Raw genomic sequence first — 16,908 nt, forward strand, 5'->3', positions numbered from 1 at the left:
TTTGGCTAAGGTACTGATCTAAATGGATGTTATACAACTTTCTTGATGACATGGATTTCCCTCTCAATTATAAATCTTGGTGCAGTAAAACATATTTCAGTGCATCTATTTAAAGGGAAACTGTAACTAAATATTGCCTTACGTCAATAGTATTTAACAACCCTTACCTTTTATCAACATGTTGCGTATTTCTACAAGACTAGATAAAGAACTGGTGTTTGGGTCTGCAATATCCGTTAGTTATCGACTCTCATACCAAACTCAAGTGACAAAAACGTTGGGACTAGTACATAAAATCCTCAATTAGTTATGGAAATATCACTTTATTGTTGTAATAGATGAATAAATTTGGCCACTAGATTAGAGATTTTTCGATACCCAAGATAATCCGTTAAATACTAATTTAGTGAAGGATGTAACTCAGAATTGTCCAAACTTTTGTCAGGCCGATCTTCGCTGGCTCATTTTTGCCCCATTATGCTCCAGAGTGGAAGCTGAACCGTTCTGTTCCTCCCCCTTTCAGGGGGAGGTTAGGAGGGGGTGTGCAGGCCCTACCCCTTGAAGGGGAGGGAATTTTGACATTCTGTCCTTCGCATCTTTATGGCTGACAGCATTTAAATATAAATACTCCCCCACCCAAAACTGCATCATTCATAAAGCATTCACATTCAATCGCTACGTTAGCTCAATATCTTCGAGAGCTGTCATGTGAAACCACTTAAACGCTATCAATACGAACGCTATGCCGTGCTGTGCAACCTTGCTTATCCCAGAGTGTTTAGGCAGACACGTTACGGTTTTGATCCGAACGGTCAGCACATCATCCGTAACCAGTTTGGTAAAATCATGATTCGAGTGCTGTGGAGTAAAAACCAAGAAGAGGCCGTGGTGGTCATCAAAGGTTCGCACAGTGTCAGTGATTGGCTTTTGAACTTTGCAATGTGGACACGCAGTTGCAAACACTTAGGATTGGATTACCGTATCCATGCGGGCTTTTACCATCTCCTGCATCAAGAGAGCCTGCCAACGCGCAACGAAGATAAACTCGGCCTATCGGTTTTACAACGGCTGGAAGCCGTCGTTGTTCCTCTGATCGAGAGCGGCAAACGCATTGCCATCACTGGTCACTCTTCGGGTGGGGCTATTGGGTGTATTTTTGCTGACTACATCGAAAAGAAATACCCAAAATGCATCAAACGCATTGTGACATTCGGCCAACCCGCGATTGGTAATTGGCGTTTTCGTCAACGCTACGCGCTTAGCCACAAAACCTATCGTATTTGTTGTGACCTCGATATCGTCACCTTTATGCCACCCATTCCTTTAATCTATTGGCATGTGGGTAAATTGCTGTGGCTTTACAATGGGCGTATTTACGAAAACACACCAACGTTCATTCGATTAGGCAGGTCTTTATTGAGCTGGCTAGTTCGCCCCTTCTCTTACCACCTCATGAGTAAATACATCCGCAATAAGGATTTCTTCGATGAACGATAGAAGCTAGCACCGAACAAAAAACACGGTGACTTCAAATATTTTTCACACTAAGCAATTATGAAAAATTAATTGTAATCAATTGAATTAAAGCAATATTTATCATTAACCATATAAATTTAATGGCAATTATCACTCAAAATAGATTTGAACTCTAAACATTATCGTGGCATTTTATATTTAACTAATCGTTCAATATAAAATAATCAGGATGAATTATGCCAAAGGTAGGGATGCCAGACATACGCAAACCTCAACTTGTCGCCGCAACAATGACAGTCATTGAACGCGTTGGATTACATGGCGCAAGCATCGCTTTAATCAGCAAAGAAGCGGGTGTCTCGACAGGGATTATCAATCACTACTTTGGCGGCAAGCATGGATTATTGGAAGAGACAATGCGTGTTGTTTTACGTGAGCTTTCAACCACCATCACTCAGCATTTAAACCAACTCCCAAAAGAGGCTCATTACGAACGCATTAATGCCATCGTAACCGGCAATTTCAAAGGGTTCCAAGCGGAAAACCAAGTTGTTAAAACATGGTTAGCGTTTTGGGCTTACTCCATGCACGACGCACAGTTAAATCGCCTGCAATACGTCAATGAACAGCGTTTACTTTCTCATCTTAAGATTGAACTCAAGCCGCTGCTCCCATCAGAACAAGTCAACCTCGTGGCTCATGGTATCGCGTCACTGATTGATGGCATTTGGCTACGCGGAGCATTAAACCCCAAAGGGATCGACCCTGCTCAAGCACATTCCATCATTAACGATTACCTCAATAAACAATTAGCGTTTTACGCGCAATAACAACCCACTTCAGGCCTTAAAATGGAAATACAATCGCTTTATATCAACGGAACGCTCCGATCTGCGACTTCAGGAGAACGTTTCGATACCTACAACCCAGCAACAGGTGAAGTGATAGCAAGATTGCAGCACGCCAGTGCCAATGACATTGAACAAGCTATCACCTCTGCCAAGCAAGGATTCGCGGTATGGTCAAGAATGACCGCAACAGAACGCAGCCGTATTTTGCTAAAAGCAGTAAAAATACTTAGAGAACGAAACGATGAACTTGCTGTACTTGAAGTTCTCGATACCGGTAAGCCGATTCAAGAAGCCAATTGCGTTGATATTGCTACTGGCGCAGACGTCATTGAGTACTTTGCAAATTTAGCCCCATCGCTTCAAGGCGAACAACAGCCGCTCAACGACCATCAGTTTTTTTATACTCGCCGCGAACCATTAGGCATCTGCGCGGGCATTGGCGCATGGAATTATCCGATTCAAATCGCGATGTGGAAATCAGCGCCAGCACTGGCTGCCGGCAATGTGATGATTTTCAAGCCCTCAGAGGAAACGCCATTAAGCGCATTAAAACTGGCAGAGATCTTCAGTGAAGCCGGAGTGCCAGACGGCGTCTTTAACGTGGTTCAAGGTGATTACCGCGTAGGTCAAATGCTGACAGCCCACCCTGACATTGCCAAAGTCTCTTTTACCGGTGAATCGGGTACCGGGAAAGCCGTAATGGCGGACAGCGCTCGCAGCTTGAAGTCTGTCACCATGGAATTGGGTGGCAAGTCACCGCTCATTATTTTTGATGATGCCAAGCTTGATCAAGCTGTCTCCGCTGCCATGGTGGCAAACTTTTATACCCAAGGCGAAGTGTGTACCCATGGGACGCGCGTTTTCGTGCACAACAGCCTCTACGATGCGTTTGTCGCTCAGCTTAAGCTGCGTACTGAACAATTAGTGATTGGCGATCCTATGGATATCAACACCCAGATTGGCGCGTTAATTTCCAAACCTCATTTAAACAAAGTGCTCACAGCCATTGAACAAGCCAAAGCTAGCCAAGCAACTTTGCTCACTGGTGGTTATCAAGTTACCGATAACGGCCTAAATAAGGGCAATTTTGTTGCACCAACTGTTTTCATTGATTGCACTGATGACATGGCTCACGTGCAGCAAGAAATCTTTGGCCCTGTGATGTCAGTGCTTAAGTTTAGCGATGAAGACGAAGTGATCGCGCGCGCGAATGGCACTCAATATGGCTTAGCTGCAGGAGTGTTCACACAGAACCTTTCTCGTGCACACCGAATAATTCACCAACTTCAAGCCGGGATCTGCTGGATAAATACCTGGGGAGACTCTCCGGCAGAAATGCCTGTCGGTGGTTATAAGCATTCTGGGATTGGCCGTGAAAATGGCATAGAAACCCTTAAGCATTATACCCAAACCAAGAGCATTTTAGTGGAGCTAGATGATTTTGCTAGCCCATATGCTTAATAGTCAAAGGAGCCTTCTATGTTAAATCACTTTGATTACATTATCGTCGGTGCGGGCTCAGCGGGTTGTGTTCTTGCCGATCGCTTAACCGAGTCTGGCGAACATCAGGTTTTACTGCTCGAAGCTGGCGGAAGCGATAAAAGCATTTTCATTCAAATGCCCACCGCCCTTTCTTACCCGATGAACAGCGAAAAATACGCATGGCAATTTGAAACCGAATCAGAGCCCGATCTTGGCGGGCGTCAGTTACATTGTCCACGGGGAAAAGTACTCGGTGGCAGCTCGTCTATTAATGGCATGGTGTACGTTCGTGGCCACGCTTGCGATTTTGATGAATGGGAATCACTGGGCGCTAAAGGTTGGAATTATCAAAATTGTTTACCCTATTTTCGCCGCGCCGAATCTTGGATAGGTGGCGAGAACGCTTATCGTGGCGGCAACGGGCCCGTCGGTACTTGTAACGGTAACGACATGCAATTGAACCCACTTTATCAAGCCTTCATCGATGCGGGCAAAGAAGCCGGTTATCCAGAAACTGACGATTACAATGCTTATCAGCAGGAAGGTTTCGGACCAATGCATATGACGGTAGATTCTGGAGTTCGCGCCTCAACGTCCAATGCCTATTTACGCCGCGCGATGAAGCGACCGAACCTCACCGTAAAGACAAGAATTGTGGCACATAAGATCTTGATTGAAGAGCAAAAGGCCATCGGCGTTGAGTTTGAAAAATCAGGCAAGATCCAACAAGCGTTTTGCTTGCGAGAAGTGATATCAAGTGCTGGTTCTATAGGATCTCCTCAACTTTTGCAACTTTCGGGTATTGGCCCTAAAGCGCTGCTTGAACAAGTTGGTGTGAAACTGAAGCAAGACCTGCCTGGCGTGGGTCAAAACCTGCAAGATCACTTAGAGATCTATTTTCAATACCATTGTAAACAGCCGATCACACTAAACAGTAAACTCGGTTTAATCAGCAAAGGGCTTATCGGCACTGAATGGATCTTAACTCGTAAAGGATTAGGGGCAACCAACCACTTCGAGTCATGCGCGTTTATTCGCTCTCGCGCAGGGCTCAAATGGCCAAATATTCAATACCACTTTTTACCTGCTGCGATGCGTTACGACGGCCAAGCGGCCTTTGATGGTCACGGCTTCCAAGTTCATGTGGGACCCAATAAGCCAGAAAGCCGAGGACAAGTACAAATTGTCTCTCGCGATCCAACGGTTTCACCCTCTATCGCATTTAATTACCTATCAACCGAACAAGATCGCCAAGATTGGCGCGATTGCATTCGTCTCACCCGCGAAATTCTAGCGCAACCAGCATTGGATAGTTATCGGGGCGAAGAAATTCAACCGGGGGAAGAGATCCAAAACGATGACGATATTGATTCATGGGTCAAACAGAATGTGGAAAGCGCTTATCACCCCTCTTGCAGCTGCAAAATGGGCGCAGATGACGACCCAATGGCCGTGGTGAATGACCAATGCCAAGTGCGCGGAATTCAAGCTTTACGCGTGGTGGATTCCTCGATATTCCCAAGCATTCCCAACGGGAACCTGAATGCGCCAACCATCATGGTCGCAGAGCGCGCCGCCGATCTTATTTTAGGCAAACCGCTATTAGCCAGTACTGAAGCTCCAGTATGGATTGCACCAGACTGGCAAACCAAACAAAGAATAAAACCACCAATGAGAAAGCCGGACGCTTACTCATAAAATTTATAAAGTCAGTCAAAAATACAAGGAAATAACATGTCTATTACTAAAAAAACCGTGCTCACACTTGCAATGACGACTCTGCTCAGCGCCAACGCTTACGCCAATCAATGCGATACGGTGCGCTTTGCTGATGTGGGTTGGACAGACATTACCGCCACGACGGCAATAACCACAGAGCTGCTCAAAGGGTTAGGCTATCAGACAAAAATCGATTTACTCTCAGTACCGGTGACCTACTCATCTATGGCGAACGGTGACATTGATGTATTCCTCGGTAATTGGATGCCAACCATGGAAGGCGATATTGCCAAATACCGTGAAGCTGGAACGGTTGAAACTCTGCGCGCTAACTTGGAAGGAGCAAAATACACACTCGCTGTGCCTAAGTACGTTTATGATGCCGGTGTCCAATCGTTTGCTGATATCGCTCAATTTTCAGATAAATTTCGCGGCAAAATCTATGGTATTGAACCGGGCAATGACGGTAATCGCTTGATCCAATCGATGGTTGATGAAAACGCTTTTGAGCTGAAAGATTTTAGCGTTGTTGAGTCAAGTGAAGCGGGCATGGTGTCACAAGTGGCACGCTCGGTACGTCGTAATCAGTGGATTGTGTTTCTAGGTTGGGCTCCGCACCCAATGAACAGCAATGTTGAAATGGAATACCTTGATGGCGGTGACGATTACTTTGGCCCAAACTACGGTGGTGCAAATGTCTACACCAATGTGCGTCAAAACTACCTAGCACAATGCCCAAATGTCGGTAATTTATTAAAAAACCTATCCTTCTCGCTTGAAATGGAAAACCAACTGATGGAATCCATTCTCAACCAAGGCGTGTTACCAGAACAAGCCGCTCGCCAATGGTTAATCAAACATCCAGAAAGTATTGTTCCATGGCTAAAGAATGTAAAAACCAAAGCTGGAGCACCTGCACAACAAGCTATTAGCAACTATTTAGCGCCATTTAAAGCATAAATTAATTTAAAGGAGGAGGTGAGCATTTCACCTTCCAAAAGGCTATACCGTGAATTTTATTACAGAGAACAAAATCCCCTTAGGTCGTTGGATGGAAAGTGGCGTTGACTGGCTGACCATCCATGCAGCCACATTTTTTGATACTGTTTCCTACTTACTTGAGACCATCATTTTATCTTTAGTTGATGTGTTTAAATGGATGCCCCCTGCCGTGCCGATTTTAGTCACCGCAGCCATTGCATGGTATCTGCATCGTCAGATTTCATTGGTGGTATTTGTTATTGCTGCCCTACTGCTTATTCTAAACCTTGGCTACTGGCAAGAAATGCTGGAAACCTTTGTCTTGGTGTTTGCCGCGACAACGATTTCCGTATTAATTGGCGTACCATTGGGCATTATCGCCGCGCATCGACCATGGCTTTATACGCTGATGCGCCCAATTCTTGACTTAATGCAAACGGTACCAACCTTTGTTTACCTCATTCCAACGCTAGTTCTGTTCGGTTTGGGTATTGTTCCGGGGCTCATTTCGACCATTATCTTTGCCATCGCCGCCCCCATTCGCCTCACCTATCTTGGGATTACTAAGGTACCGGAAGAGTTAGTTGAAGCGGGTAAAGCATTCGGCTCTAGCCGTATGAACTTACTGCTCAAAGTGGAGTTGCCAGCAGCGCTACCCAGCATAATGGCAGGGATCACTCAGTGCATTATGTTATCACTCTCAATGGTTGTGATTGCCGCCTTAGTTGGGGCTGACGGCCTTGGCAAACCCGTGATTCGTGCACTCAACACCGTCAATATTTCTCAAGGTTTTGAAGCTGGTTTAGCCATCGTTTTAGTCGCCATCATTCTTGATCGTTTATGCAAAACCCCACATCAAAATAATAAGGACGCATAATCATGGACGCAATTAACATTAAAAACCTCGATGTTATCTTTGGTCAGAACCCAAATGAAGCACTGCAACGACTCGACGCGGGTGAATCTCGCCAAGAGATTATCGATGCCTGCGGTCAAGTCGTAGGGGTAAACAATGTCAGCCTTACTGTTAAAGAAGGCGAGATTTGCGTCTTGATGGGGCTGTCTGGTTCAGGGAAATCGAGCTTGCTACGCGCGGTGAATGGCTTGAATACCATCAGCCGGGGATCATTAGAATTAAAAGATGGCGAACGCTTTGTTGACCTTGCCAGCTGTGATAAAGCAACGCTTCAGCATTTAAGGACGAATCGTGTCTCGATGGTGTTTCAAAAGTTTGCCCTTATGCCTTGGTTATCGGTTTTAGATAACGTGGCGTTTGGCTTAGAAATGCAAGGAATGAGCAAGAAAAGACGCCACCAACATGCCCGTGCACAGCTTTCGATGGTTGGTCTTGCTGAATGGGAAGATAAATTCCCCCACGAACTTTCTGGCGGCATGCAGCAACGTGTCGGTTTAGCGCGTGCTTTTGCAATGGACAGTGACATCCTGTTAATGGACGAACCGTTCTCAGCACTTGATCCGCTGATTCGTGCGCAACTGCAAGATGAGTTATTAGATCTACAAAGCAAACTCAACAAAACCATCTTATTTGTTAGCCACGACTTAGATGAAGCGCTAAAAATAGGCAATAACATCGCGATTATGGAGTCAGGAAAACTGATTCAGCACGGTAAGCCAGAAGAAATAGTCCTTACACCCAAAACGGACTACGTTAAAGAGTTTGTGGCACACACTAACCCTCTTAACGTACTAAAAGGACGTTCGTTAATGCAGCCCATCGAACAGTTAAAGCAACAAGACGAACGTTGGCAGGTCTGCAAAAAACAGGATGTTTGGGTCGCACAACATGATAAAACTCTGACACTATATGGAGCAACGTCGACCGCTCTTATCCACTGGGATACCCAAGTCAGCGATATGTCGAACATTGATTCATCGATGATGATTATTACAACACCTGATATTGATATGCGTAGCGCGATTGAGTTGAAACATCGAACTCAAAATCCGATTCTTCTGATGGAAAATAATCAGCTCGTCGGCGTCTTAAGCGACCAAGAAATTTACAGTGCCCTACTGGGAAATTATCAAACCGAAAAGGCGGCTTAACACTCACCTCTGTGCATTGCTGTCAATGTCATGTTAACGCCATCATACCGATGGCGTTATTTTCTAAGCAGGCTGTTGATTCTTAATCACACAGATCAAAAAAAGACGCTAAAAAGCGTCTTTTTTTGTTTTTGGAGGCGCGACCCGGAGTCGAACCGAGGTCCACGGATTTGCAATCCGCTGCATAACCAGTCTGCCATCGCGCCTTTAATTTTTTGTTGCTCTTAATGAGCAAAGAATAGATGGTGCCCCGGGCCGGACTTGAACCGGCACGACTCGAAAGTCGAGGGATTTTAAATCCCTTGTGTCTACCAATTTCACCACCAGGGCACGCAATTCTGGATTGCGATGCCGTCAACTGAATCAGTTACACACCATCGAAAATTTTTTGAAGTACATTCGCTAGCTTTGTTATTAACAACATTTGGTTATTAACAAAATTTTTTATTAAACATTGCTTTTCAGCTTTTAATAACTCTGCTCACTTTGCTGAGCAACTAACTCCTGATATTGTTCTTTCGAGCTTTGCCGTGAGAACGAGGCGTACTTTAACGGATTAAGAAAATGAGTCAACAATAAATTTTCCACTTATGAATCAAGTGACTAAGAATCGACCTGCAAAGGATAGAAGGCGAACAATTAGAGCAACAATCCATCAGTTTTTATCAAGTAATCGTTACCATTTTTTCATCAGTCGCCCGACGAGATTAGGATGGTATGCCCAGCAGTGATCAAACATCGCCATCAACTGTGGATTACCATAGCGAGACAAACTCACCGCATGGAAACGATTTTTTTGATGTTTTAAGGTCGCGATTTTTTCTAGCAGAGCTTCCGGCGGTTTAGGTGCGATGAAATCCGACAATACGACCAAATCTGCATTGCGGTATTTGTCACTGTTCATCAGTTCAACCGATTGTTCTAGCACAGGGTCTAAATCCGTTCCGCCGTGAAATGAATAACTTAAAAAATCACTCGCTTCACGCAAGCCATCTTGCTTGGTCAGCTCATAGGTAATTTGCTGAGTAGAAAATAGCATCACGTAGCACTCGCGCCTCTCAGCCAGAGCGATCTGCATCAGAGCATAAGCCATCGCTTTAGCACACTGTTCTGGGAAACCACTCATGGAACCAGAAGCGTCCACACATACGATGAACGGCCCTTTTTCAATCTCAAACTGTTTGTGCTCTGGTTGGTAGGCTTTGACTTTACGCAAGGTGCGAGACTTGCCTTGCATGCGATAGTTCATCAAGCGCTTATCCACTAAATGCTTGTAGAAAACCACCTCAAGTTCAGGATAGGCAAGAAACATGGTTTCGTTGGGTAGCAGTTTGTTCAGATCATCACTTTCGTGGATGCCGACGATGTCATCCGTCGCTTCGTCCGATTTTTCCTCCACCATTTGCAGCGCTTCGGCTGGAGTACGGTTGAGATCCGGGTCATCTACTTCGCCAGCCATGCGCCCAAGCTGTTCAGCAATCTCTTGCAATCCTTTGTTCTTTTTCAAAAATTCCGCATGGCGTTTCATGACACTAATGTCTGTTTTACTGAGCTTCGCCGATGCCATATCCCACAAGCGACCGACGCTGCTTTCATCACCCGATTCCGTGACTTTATCCATGTTTTTCATGGTTTCCATACGCTGGTACAAATCGGCCAACACTTTTTCTTTGTTACTTTCAAGTTCGTTGATTTGCGCTTGTTTAATCGCATGGCAAAGGCTTTGATACCATTGGTCACAAAAGAAATGAGGGAACATGGGGTTATGCAACCCCTTGTTTTTTTCGATTAAACGACGTGCTTGGAGATAAAATGCTGAGTGCCATTCCAACTGTTTGATTATCTCGTTAATCCGGGTAAAGAAGGTCTCTTCATCCCAGTGAATTACTTCTTGGTATAAGGTCAGCTCTTGTTGAAAACGCTCAGTTTCACACACTTTTGTAATGCGTTTTTTGACACTACCACGCCACTTAGTTAGGTGATTTTTAACTGAATTCGCCACGCCGCGGTTTTCAGCCATCATCATCACTTGCGAGCGCGCAAGCAAATCATTCACTGCCGTATCAATGATGCCCGAATCGGCAATCATTAACGCTAAATTTAAACCATCGGCACCAAGCATCTTCTCTCCTTACGCAAAAAACTGGTTTAGGTTTTTAAAACGAAGCACCGTTTTTTCGCATTCGGTATGAGTCGATTCAAGTAATTGCTGCAGATGCTGCAGCGTCGCTTCCATAGCGGTGGGCAACTCCGGATCAATGAAGTTATGCGGCAAAGCGCCGTGAAACTTAGAACGCACTTTACGCAAATGGTGTTCGGCATGTTGCAACTGTGCAACGGCTTGATCCGCTTTCGTAAGCCACTCTTGATAAAGACTTTCGTCTAAACCTTGCTCAGTCACCAAACTCACCAACACCGAGCGATTAGCAATATCTTTCAGAACGAGGTTATTACCAGCATCTAAATCAAATCTTAAACGGCACAAATTGGTATTTTGATTCACATAACCATACACATCGCCATGCCCCTCTTTGATCGTTCTTTCAAGCTCGCTTTTAGGCACATAAACCCAGCGGCTATCGCCTTTTTCGGCCTCAGAGACGGACATATTGCTTTGCAGCAATACCAATTTGACCAAGTCATGAGCGGTGCCTACCTGATAGGTTTTTGCCGATTTGGTATCAAACTGATGCACTTGCTTTTTAATCAAACCCGATGATGTTTCCAGCGAGAGCAACATGCCAAATTCAGACTCTAGCTCTTCTTGAATCTCAGCCAGCTCTTCACGACACACTACGATTTGATGTTCAACTTCTTGTTGGTCAAAAGCATGTTTCAACGCAAAGTCGCGTATAACGCGGCGCACAATATCGCGAGAATCGGGGCTATTCCAAAGACAATCTTGCAGCAGCAGTAAATCAAGCGGGTTGATTGAGTCGCGGCCATTAAAAAACGCACTCGCTTTGAGCAGCTTCACCGCTTTTTTCCAACGACGATCTGAAACGTACATATCAATACTTGCCGCTGCGGGCTGGTTTTCAACGGCATGCTCTAGCATGTTTTTCAGCTCAAATAACTTTTCAAACACGTCATCTGTCAACAGTAAATCGTCAAGTTGTCGCTGCCATGAGTGATACTCTTCATCGGTAATCGCAAGCCCTTCAGGGATGCGCGCTTCTTGTGGCGTACCGACGGTCAGCATCGATTTGAAATTCTGCTTATTTTGAATACGATTGACAAACACACGCACTAACATGCGATCGTACAAGGCGTCTAAACCACTCTCTTCATCCGGCAATTCGTTCGATGCCGAAACCAGAAGACGCATTGGTACACGTTCAATATCGCTCCCATTTTTGAAGGTCTTTTCATTCACTACCGTTAATAAGGTATTCAAAATGGCGGGGCCTGCTTTCCAAATTTCATCAAGAAAAACCACTTGTGCGGTAGGAAGATAGCCTTTGGTTAGGCGAACATAGCGCCCATTATCTTTTAATTCTTGAATGCTTAATGGACCAAATACCTCTTCTGGTGTTGAGAAACGCGTCATGAGGTATTCAAAATAACTGCTGTTATCGAAGGCTTGGATCAGACGTTTCGCAATCAAACTTTTTGCAATACCAGGAGGGCCGAGTAGGAAAACACTTTCCCCCGCTAAAGCAGCCAGTAGACAAAGTTTGATGGTGTCTTCACGCTCATAAACACCATCCGATAAAGACTTAGCAAGCTTATTTATGCGCTCTGAAAGTAGCGCTTTTTGCGCATGAGATGCAGGAGTAAAATTGATCACTTAAGCGCTCCAAATGGTTTGTATACATAACTTTATACGACTGTTATTGTTTTGTTACAAATAGATTTTAGTATAAGCGCCCACTTATAGCAGATCTCTTTTCTGTGAAATTCTTCGAAATCAATGTTTGCATATATGAGACTGACATCACTGATTGTGCAAGCAATATTGATACTTAGGTTATCGTTTTACTTTGTCTTAGCCACAGATTCTCGGTAAGGTTGAACCCTTATCACCATATCAGTCATTGGCTAGCCACAATTAAAGAAGAGTTTGCATGAGCAAAACCATACATACATGGAAAACCATTTCATTAGTGCAAGAGGATGTCACCCTTCCTACGGGCAAAAGCATTGAGCACACCACCATAGTCCATCCGGGCGCGGCCGTGATTTTGCCGATCACAGAACAAGGCGATATTATTCTGATTAATCAGTTTCGCCCCTCACTCAAAAAGTGGTTGTTAGAGCTCCCAGCAGGCACTTTAGAAAAGGGAGAGCTTCCAGCCGAATGCGCGCACCGTGAGCTTGAAGAAGAGACAGGGTACAGTGCAAGTGAGCTGATCACTTTAGGGCAAGTCACACCATTAGCTGGATTTTGTGACGAAATACAGCACCTGTTTGTCGCTAAACAGTTGAGCAAAACTGCACGATTATCATGCGACGATGATGAAGTCATTGAGGTGGTGACGCTTTCGATCCAGGAATTGGAGCAAAAAATCATCATTGGGCAAATCACAGATTCAAAAACCATTGCCTGCCTAAGTAAGGCGAAGCTGTGTGGCTATCTATAAAATACTTAGCTATCGATAAAGTGCTTAGTTATCAATAAAGCACAAGCACAAGCACAAGCACAAGCACAGATAAACATTGAAGTGAAAATGCTTCTAGCAAAAATAGAAAAACGCATGAGGAGATTATATGGATTTTCGATCAGATACCGTTACTAAACCCACCGCTGCGATGCGTGAAGCAATGGCTAATGCCGACGTGGGTGATGATGTGTATGGCGATGACCCAACCGTCAACGCCTTAGAAGAGTGGGCCGCGCAGCGACACGGTTTTGAAGCGGCGCTATTTACCACGTCAGGCACACAAGCCAACCTGCTGGGTTTAATGTCACATTGTGAGCGTGGCGATGAGTACCTGTGTGGCCAACAAGCGCACAACTACAAATATGAAGCGGGTGGCGCCGCGGTTCTTGGCTCTATTCAGCCGCAGCCAATCGAAAATAACCCTGATGGCACGTTAGACTTCGATAAACTGCGCGCGGCCATTAAACCTGATGATGCCCACTTTGCTCGCACTCGATTACTTAGCCTTGAAAACACCATCAATGGCAAAGTTCTACCACTCGCCTATTTAGCGCAAGCGCGAACGTTTGTTGATCAACACCATTTGGCACTGCATTTAGATGGCGCGCGCGTATACAACGCCGCTGTAGCGCTGGATGTGGATGTTAAAGAGATTGCGCAATACTTTGACTCAATGACGGTCTGTTTATCTAAAGGGCTTTCAGCTCCTATCGGCTCGCTGCTGTTGGGTTCAAAAACCTACATTGCCAAGGCTCGACGTTTAAGAAAAATGCTCGGTGGCGGCATGCGTCAAGCAGGCATTTTGGCCGCAGCAGGCCATCTTGCATTGACTGAACAAGTCACTCAGCTGAAGACTGATCACGACAATGCCCAATATTTAGCGCGCAAATTAGCGGACTTAAACGGGTTTTCCGTCAATCCAGATTTAGTGCAAACTAACATCGTATTTGCCAAATTAGCTGATTCTATCGATATCCATACAATTACCAATCAGTTGGCGCAAGATGGAATAAAAGTTTCGCCAGGTAATCCGGTACGTTTTGTGACCCATAAAGACGTCTCACGCGATGATATTGATTTTCTAATCAGCAAACTCTCCCTTTATCTCCGATCCAATTAACATTGTGCAGTCATAACCTTATCATCGGCTATGACTGCCAAAGCGTTTTTTCCGTGAAACTACCTCTCAAATCTGGTACAACTGCGCTCGTTAAAAAATGAGACGAGTTAAAAAATGACCAAAAGACAAGGCCGCCGAAGTGCCACTGATGCCCAAAAAACCAAAAGAGACATTCTAGTGGTCGCTGCGGATCTGTTTTGCGAGCTAGGTTATGCACGAGTGTCATTACGAACGATCAGCGAAAAAGCTGGGGTTTCGCACAGTTTGCTGCGTCATCATTTCGGTAGTAAAGAGCAAATATGGCGCAGTATCAGCGATGGTCTCCATCTTTATATGGAGAATTATTTACGTCATATATTGAAAGAGATCCCAGCCAACACCCCCGCCAACGTGCAGTTGTATTTGTTCATTGTACGGCTGCTCGCGCATATGCTGACCGTCAAACAGCCGATTCAACTGATCGCCGATGCGGTAAGACAAGAAGATGCTCTTTTTGATTATTTTATCGACAGTGCAGGTGAAATTGAGCAGCTCGTCGAACAACTTGCCGAGCAATATAACCGTGAATTTTCAGCCACACCAATAAAGGTGTGGGAGATAAAATGGCAGATGATCATGTACGCGCACGGCGCGGCGAGCCTCACGCCATTTTTAAAAGAAACATGGTCAGATGAAACTCAAGATGTGAACCAATGCTTACTAAAACATTGGCAACTCTTTAATGACTTGATGATCGCCAAGTTCCATATCGACGAAGCTCAGACGCTCTGTCCGAACTCCATCAATGAGTTGCTGTATGATATTGAATGTGACTGGGCCAGATAAAGCGGGCGCTTTATCGCTTACCTCTACCTGCATGGATGTTTAGTTTTGCTTTCATCTTTCTTTTTTCCGCTGAACGGCTAGGTTTACGGCTGCTACGCTCAGTCGGTAAGGCTTCCAACAAACTCGGCTCAAACCCTTTTAACCACTCTTGTGGCAGGCGTTGATTGAGTAAGGCCTCTATCGCTTCAAGCAGATACTCTTCATCTCGGCTCATCAAGGAGACCGCGAAGCCCGTTAGCCCGGCCCGGCCTGTGCGACCAATCCGGTGCACGTAATCTTCCGCTTTATAGGGCATGTCGTAGTTAACCACTTGCTCAAGTTGCTGAATGTCAATTCCACGAGCCGCAACATCGGTAGCGATCAACGCTCTAACTTTACCTGATTTAAAATCATCCAATGCTTTTTGGCGCGCCCCTTGGCTTTTATCGCCATTGATCGAGGCCGCTTTGATGCCGTCCAATTTCAGTTCTTTGGCTAGTTCATCGCTACCTTGTTTAGTTTTGGTAAATACCAAGACTTGCTGCCAATTACGTGAACCAATTAGATAAGCTAATAACTCGCTTTTACGTTTTTTATCCACTGGATAAACGATCTGTTTTACAGTATCAGCGGTCGCATTGGCTGGTGAAATTTGCACGCCGACAGGGTCACGCATCATTTTGTGTGCTAATGCTTTGATTTTGTCATCAAAGGTGGCCGAGAAAAATAGCGTTTGGCGTTCATCATTCATGCGTTTCAAAATACGTTGGATATCAGGCAAAAAACCCATATCGAGCATGCGATCGGCTTCATCCAGCACCAACACTTCGGTTTGCGTCAGGATAATGTTGCGCACAAACAGATGGTCAATTAACCGCCCAGGCGTCGCAATTAAAATATCCGCACCGCCACGTAAATTACGTGTTTGCACTTGCATGCTGGTTCCACCGTACGCGGTGACGATCTTCAATGTAGTGCTTTGTGCATAAGCACTTAAGCTATCAAACACTTGTTGAGCCAGCTCACGAGTCGGAACCAAAACAAGCGCGCGCACAACTTTACTATTGGTTTCTCGCTCGGCTTGGTTATCAAGAAAACGTTGCAAAATAGGTAAACCGAAAGCTGCCGTTTTGCCGGTACCCGTTTGCGCCCCAGCCATGACATCTTTACCAGCCAAAACATGCGGGATAGCTTGAGATTGAACATCCGTCGGTTGTTCAAAACCTAAAGATTGCAGAGCGCTAACTAATGTGGTTGAAAGTCCTAAACGTTGGAATGGGTGCACAGTATCAGACATTGCAGCTTACCTATTGGAAATCAGGGCGCGGATTGTAACAAAGCACAAGGTAATCGCCTATTCAAAATCAGCGGAAATCAATGGTGTTAGGGAATTGATACACGAGGGGGGAATGTAAGGAGCATAGCCAGCATAGGCTGCTGGCTGGTACTATTCTGCGCTCTGTTCAGAGCATTCATGAGATACAGAGTCATAATCGGATAAATCAAATCCGATCTCCATGGCGTCGAGCCACTCTAAGCACTCATCGTTTTTATATTGGTCACTCATTAATCGACCTCCTTTGATATTTACTGAGACGGGATTATCACGTCGCAAGATCCTTTTTAAATGATTTATATGACAGTTTTTTGAAAGCGAATAGTCAAATTAATCATCACCACAATATCTATCACAGCGAAACGATTTCGACCACTCTTATTTGTGCCGCCATCTTGCCATGTAAACAAAAAAATACACTCATGGATTTTTATTTTTACAAAGCTGTTGAAAATGAATCCGAAGTTC

The 16,908-nt window shown here is 45.0% G+C and carries 13 protein-coding genes and 2 tRNA genes; 10 read left to right on the forward strand and 5 right to left on the reverse strand.

The window, feature by feature from the left end; all coding sequences use genetic code 11:
• The first annotated feature begins 708 nt into the window (after positions 1-708).
• The 7 genes from NB504_RS17835 to choV all read left to right on the forward strand — a co-directional run bounded on the left by NB504_RS17835 (position 709) and on the right by choV (position 8,576).
• Complete coding sequence (locus NB504_RS17835) at positions 709-1,497, forward strand: lipase family protein (protein ID WP_094131632.1); 789 nt, start codon at positions 709-711, stop codon at positions 1,495-1,497.
• Positions 1,498-1,712: 215 nt separating this feature from the next.
• Entirely contained in the window at positions 1,713-2,306 is a 594-nt protein-coding gene (gene betI, locus NB504_RS17840; RefSeq protein WP_017046103.1) for a transcriptional regulator BetI, read from the forward strand.
• Positions 2,307-2,327: 21 nt separating this feature from the next.
• Positions 2,328-3,788: a betaine-aldehyde dehydrogenase gene (gene betB, locus NB504_RS17845; protein ID WP_258429520.1), complete on the forward strand. Its 1,461-nt coding sequence runs from the start codon at positions 2,328-2,330 to the stop codon at positions 3,786-3,788.
• Positions 3,789-3,806: 18 nt separating this feature from the next.
• Positions 3,807-5,507 (forward strand): choline dehydrogenase, encoded by a 1,701-nt coding sequence (gene betA, locus NB504_RS17850; RefSeq protein WP_258429521.1) that lies wholly within the window; start codon positions 3,807-3,809, stop codon positions 5,505-5,507.
• 36 nt (positions 5,508-5,543) lie between these two features.
• Positions 5,544-6,488: a choline ABC transporter substrate-binding protein gene (locus NB504_RS17855; protein ID WP_129533019.1), complete on the forward strand. Its 945-nt coding sequence runs from the start codon at positions 5,544-5,546 to the stop codon at positions 6,486-6,488.
• 49 nt (positions 6,489-6,537) lie between these two features.
• Positions 6,538-7,386: a choline ABC transporter permease subunit gene (gene choW / locus NB504_RS17860; RefSeq protein WP_017048787.1), complete on the forward strand. Its 849-nt coding sequence runs from the start codon at positions 6,538-6,540 to the stop codon at positions 7,384-7,386.
• Between the two features lie 2 nt (positions 7,387-7,388).
• The gene (choV, locus tag NB504_RS17865; protein ID WP_199867367.1) at positions 7,389-8,576 is read left to right on the forward strand and encodes a choline ABC transporter ATP-binding protein; all 1,188 of its coding nucleotides are present in this window, start codon (positions 7,389-7,391) and stop codon (positions 8,574-8,576) included.
• Positions 8,577-8,708: 132 nt separating this feature from the next.
• Here the strand turns inward: choV and NB504_RS17870 are convergent.
• The 4 genes from NB504_RS17870 to NB504_RS17885 all read right to left on the reverse strand — a co-directional run bounded on the left by NB504_RS17870 (position 8,709) and on the right by NB504_RS17885 (position 12,366).
• Positions 8,709-8,782, reverse strand: a tRNA-Cys gene (locus tag NB504_RS17870).
• Positions 8,783-8,819: 37 nt separating this feature from the next.
• Positions 8,820-8,906, reverse strand: a tRNA-Leu gene (locus tag NB504_RS17875).
• Positions 8,907-9,252: 346 nt separating this feature from the next.
• On the reverse strand, positions 9,253-10,698 hold the full coding sequence (gene viaA / locus NB504_RS17880; protein WP_019283198.1) for an ATPase RavA stimulator ViaA: 1,446 nt from the start codon (positions 10,696-10,698) through the stop codon (positions 9,253-9,255).
• Between the two features lie 9 nt (positions 10,699-10,707).
• Positions 10,708-12,366, reverse strand: a complete 1,659-nt coding sequence (locus NB504_RS17885; protein WP_258429529.1) for an ATPase RavA domain-containing protein — start codon at positions 12,364-12,366, stop codon at positions 10,708-10,710.
• Between the two features lie 277 nt (positions 12,367-12,643).
• On the opposite strand from NB504_RS17885, the gene NB504_RS17890 reads away from it, so the two are divergent.
• From NB504_RS17890 to NB504_RS17900, 3 genes are all read left to right on the forward strand, one after another.
• The gene (locus tag NB504_RS17890; RefSeq protein ID WP_017046096.1) at positions 12,644-13,159 is read left to right on the forward strand and encodes an NUDIX hydrolase; all 516 of its coding nucleotides are present in this window, start codon (positions 12,644-12,646) and stop codon (positions 13,157-13,159) included.
• A gap of 127 nt (positions 13,160-13,286) precedes the next feature.
• Positions 13,287-14,300 (forward strand): low-specificity L-threonine aldolase, encoded by a 1,014-nt coding sequence (gene ltaE, locus NB504_RS17895; RefSeq protein WP_094125724.1) that lies wholly within the window; start codon positions 13,287-13,289, stop codon positions 14,298-14,300.
• A 114-nt stretch (positions 14,301-14,414) separates the two neighbouring features.
• Entirely contained in the window at positions 14,415-15,125 is a 711-nt protein-coding gene (locus tag NB504_RS17900) for a TetR/AcrR family transcriptional regulator (protein ID WP_013867941.1), read from the forward strand.
• A 10-nt stretch (positions 15,126-15,135) separates the two neighbouring features.
• Here NB504_RS17900 and NB504_RS17905 read toward each other — a convergent pair whose 3' ends face one another.
• Positions 15,136-16,401 (reverse strand): DEAD/DEAH box helicase, encoded by a 1,266-nt coding sequence (locus NB504_RS17905; RefSeq protein ID WP_094125726.1) that lies wholly within the window; start codon positions 16,399-16,401, stop codon positions 15,136-15,138.
• Positions 16,402-16,908: the final 507 nt, after the last annotated feature.

Source organism: Vibrio sp. RM-69-4 (assembly GCF_024743775.1).
GTDB lineage: Bacteria > Pseudomonadota > Gammaproteobacteria > Enterobacterales > Vibrionaceae > Vibrio > Vibrio anguillarum.